The 1,660-nt window shown below is 69.7% G+C and carries 2 protein-coding genes; both read right to left on the bottom strand.

All coding sequences use genetic code 11. The features are described from left to right. Positions 1-45: 45 nt before the first annotated feature. The gene (locus FHS37_RS38730; RefSeq protein ID WP_184830018.1) at positions 46-831 is read right to left on the bottom strand and encodes an ABC transporter ATP-binding protein; all 786 of its coding nucleotides are present in this window, start codon (positions 829-831) and stop codon (positions 46-48) included. Beyond that, positions 824-1,660 (bottom strand): ABC transporter permease (locus FHS37_RS38725; protein WP_184830016.1); only part of this gene is annotated, 837 nt, incomplete at its 5' end. The genes FHS37_RS38725 and FHS37_RS38730, both read right to left, overlap by 8 nt.

Below are 1,660 nucleotides of genomic sequence, written 5' to 3'. Positions count from 1 at the left end.
CGGGCCCCGCCGGGGTGGTGCCGGCGGGGCCCGGGCCGTGCCGGGTCACTTGCCCGTGAACTTCTCGTACTCCTTGAGCACCTCGTCGGTCGGCCCGTCCATGCGCAGCTCGCCGCGTTCCAGCCACAGCACCCGGTCGCAGGTGTCGCGGATCGACTTGTTGTTGTGGCTGACCAGGAAGACCGTCCCGGCCCGCTTGCGCAGCTCCCGGATCCGCTCCTCGGAGCGCTTCTGGAACTTGCGGTCGCCGGTGGCCAGCGCCTCGTCGATCATCAGCACGTCGTGGTCCTTGGCCGCCGCGATGGAAAAACGCAGCCGGGCCGCCATGCCGGAGGAGTAGGTGCGCATCGGCAGGGTGATGAAGTCGCCCTTCTCGTTGATCCCGGAGAAGTCGACGATCTGCTGGTACCGCGCCTTGATCTCCTCCCGGGACATGCCCATCGCCAGCCCGCCCAGGATGACGTTGCGCTCACCGGTCAGATCGTTCATCAACGCGGCGTTGACCCCCAGCAGCGACGGCTGGCCGTCGGTGTAGACCCGGCCCCGCTCGGCCGGCAGCAGACCGGCGATCGCCCGCAGCAGCGTCGACTTGCCCGAACCGTTGGAACCGATCAGACCGATCGCCTCACCCCGGCGGGCGACGAAGGACACCCCGCGCACCGCGTGCACCCGCCGCACCCCCCGCGCCGCCTCGTCCCCGCCCCGCCGCAGCATGCGGCTGAGCGCCGCGGTGGCACTGCCCCGCCCCGCCCCGCCCGCGTTGACCCGGTAGACCACGTGCAGATCGTCCGCGATCACGGTGGGAACCCGCTCCTCGCCGCCGTCAGCCACGACCGTACCTCTCCTCCGCCTGCCAGAAGTAGACGAAACCGATCACCCCGACCAGCAGCGCCCAGCCCACCGCGAACGCCCACACGTGCGGCGGCAGGTACGACGAACCGTAACCGTCGATCAGCGCGAACCGGACCAGGTCCATGTAGACCGCGGCCGGGTTCCACTGCAGCACGTCCGCCACCCAGCCGGGCACGTCCCTGCCCTCCAGCATCGCCGGAATGCTGAACATCACCCCCGACGCGTACAGCCACGTCCGCAGCACGAACGGCATCAGCTGCGCCAGATCGGGCGTCCTGCTGCCCATCCGGGCGAACACCAGCGCCAGCCCGGTGTTGAACACGAACTGCAGCAACAGCGCCGGCACCACCAGCAGCCACGACAGATCCGGCACACTGCCGAACGCCAGCACCACCCCCACCAGCACCACCATCGAGAACAGCAGCTGCTGCAGCTGCTGCAGCGCGAAGGAGACCGGCAGCGCGGCCCGCGGGAAGTGCAGCGCCCGCACCAGCCCCAGATTCCCCGAGATCGCCCGCACCCCCGCCAGCACCGAACTCTGGGTGAACGTGAACACGAACACCCCCGTCACCAGGAACGGCACGTACACGTCGTGCGGAATGCCCTCACGGGCCCCCAGCAGCAGACCGAAGATGAAGAAGTACACCGCCGCGTTCAGCAGCGGCGTCGCCACCTGCCACAACTGACCCAGCCTGGCCTGGCTGTACTGCGCGGTCAGCTTCGCCCGGGAGAAGGCCAGGATGAACTGCCGCCGCCCCCAGAGCTGACGGACGTACTCGACGAGGGACGGCCGGGCACCGCTGACCGA

The sequence above is a fragment of the Streptomyces griseomycini genome (assembly GCF_014203535.1).
Classification (GTDB): Bacteria; Actinomycetota; Actinomycetes; order Streptomycetales; family Streptomycetaceae; genus Streptomyces; species Streptomyces griseomycini.
Note: the sequence above shows the minus strand (reverse complement) of the source record. Positions and strands in the feature narration are given on the sequence as shown.